The organism is Terrabacter terrae, assembly GCF_039529575.1.
Classification (GTDB): domain Bacteria; phylum Actinomycetota; class Actinomycetes; order Actinomycetales; family Dermatophilaceae; genus Terrabacter; species Terrabacter terrae.
The window spans coordinates 1-1579 of record NZ_BAAANB010000092.1 but is presented as its reverse complement, the minus strand read 5'-3'; the positions used below and the strand labels follow the sequence as shown (position 1 = coordinate 1579).

The 1579-nt window shown below is 73.1% G+C and carries 2 protein-coding genes; one reads left to right on the top strand and one right to left on the bottom strand.

Translation table 11 applies throughout. The features are described 5' to 3' along the window. The coding region (locus ABD194_RS19405) for a GNAT family N-acetyltransferase (protein ID WP_343994546.1) at nucleotides 1-425 on the top strand (425 nt) is incomplete at its 5' end. Here the strand turns inward: ABD194_RS19405 and ABD194_RS19400 are convergent. Beyond that, a complete protein-coding gene (locus ABD194_RS19400; protein ID WP_343994544.1) occupies nucleotides 392-1264 on the bottom strand; it encodes a hypothetical protein in 873 nt (290 codons plus the stop codon). The two genes, ABD194_RS19405 and ABD194_RS19400, sit on opposite strands and share 34 nt — an antisense overlap. Nucleotides 1265-1579: the final 315 nt, after the last annotated feature.

Sequence of the window (1579 nt, the reverse complement as noted above, 5' to 3'; positions counted from 1 at the left end):
TCGACTTCGGCGCCGAGGACCCCTACCTCGAGGTGCTGCGCGACGTCGCGCACCGGGCCGAGCACACAGAGGTGCTCGTCGCCGTGGACCGGGACGGCACGGTGCTGGGCGGGGTCGCGTTCGTGGAGGGTCCCGGCCCCTTCGCCGACGTGGCCGGCGCGGGCGAGGCGGAGTTCCGCACCCTCGCGGTCGCTGCTGCCGGCCGTGGCCGGGGCATCGGGACCGCCCTGGTGCGCGAGTGCATCGAGCGCGCCCGGGCGCTCGGACGCCGCCGCGTCGTCCTGTCCACGCAGGCGTCGATGCACGCCGCCCACGCCATCTACGAGCGGTTCGGCTTCCGGCGCGCCCCCGAGCGGGACTGGTCGCCCGTGCGGGACCTCCGCCTCCTCGTCTACGTGCTCGAGCTGGGGCCGGACCGCGCCTGAGCGTCCGCGCGGGCCCGCTCGACGAGGTCGCGCACTGCGGTCGCGATCGAGGGGTGGAGCTCGACGTGCGCCTCGAGCAGCCTCAGGAGGGTGGCCGCGGCATGCGCGTTGCCCTCGTAGCCGGGGATGAGGTCGGCGAGCGGGAGAAGCTCGGGGTCGAACCGCCGCTCGACTCCGCGGTCGACGACGAAGAGGTCCTGCTGCGGTCCACGACCGAGCCCCAGGTGGCCGAGCACCGTGACCCAGCGGTCCACGGCATACCCCTGGATGAAGCGGGTCGCGGTCAGGCGCTCGCCGCGCAGGTCGCGATGCAGGCCGACGTAGAGGTTGGTGATGGCCTCGCCGACCTGGTGCTCGAGCGAGTGGGGCTGCGGGAGAGGCGCTTTCGGGATCTCGAGACCGACGGGCGCGTCGGCGCGGCTCCAGTGCAGGCGCCCCGGTGGGTAGCCGGCGGTCTCGAGCTCGGCCAGGGAGAAGACGGCGTACTCGGCGAAGAGCCCGCCGTCGAGCAGCGCCTTGCGGCCGGCACCGCTGTTCTCGAACGACCAGACGACAGGCTGCGCCGCCTCGAGCCAGTCGAGGTCCGCCAGGTAGCGGTCGCGGGCGGCCCCGTCGTCGACGACGACGAAGAAGTCCGCGTCGGAGTGCTCGTCGAGGCGGTGCAGGTCGCGGCCCACCGACCCGAGGCCGAGCAGCGCGACGGCGTCGCCGCGCCGGTCGAGCTCGGCGCCGAGGCGGTCGAGGAAGGCGAGCAGGCGCTGCGGGACGGTGTCTGCGGTGGGGCCGGTGGGCGGTGCCGGATCGGTCTGCTGGGTGGGCTGGGTCGGCTGTGACGGCATACGTCGTCTCCTTGTCGTGTCGTGGAGTCGACGTTTCAGCCCGCCCGGCCGGAGTGCCCTCCGTGCCGGCGAGGTCGCGACAGAGGGAGCGTATGCCGCCACGCCCGTGCCGCGAAAGGGGCGAGCCAAAGCGGACGATCAGGACACAGGCGGGGTTGCGGACTGGCATCCTGACCGGGTGCCCACCCCCGCTCTGTCCGAACGTGCGCGAACGAATGCTGATTCGAGCACTAGTGCTCATAGACTGCGCTCCGTGATGCGGGAAGCAGTGGTAGGCGTCGACGTCGGGGGCACCCGCATCAAGACCGCTCTCGT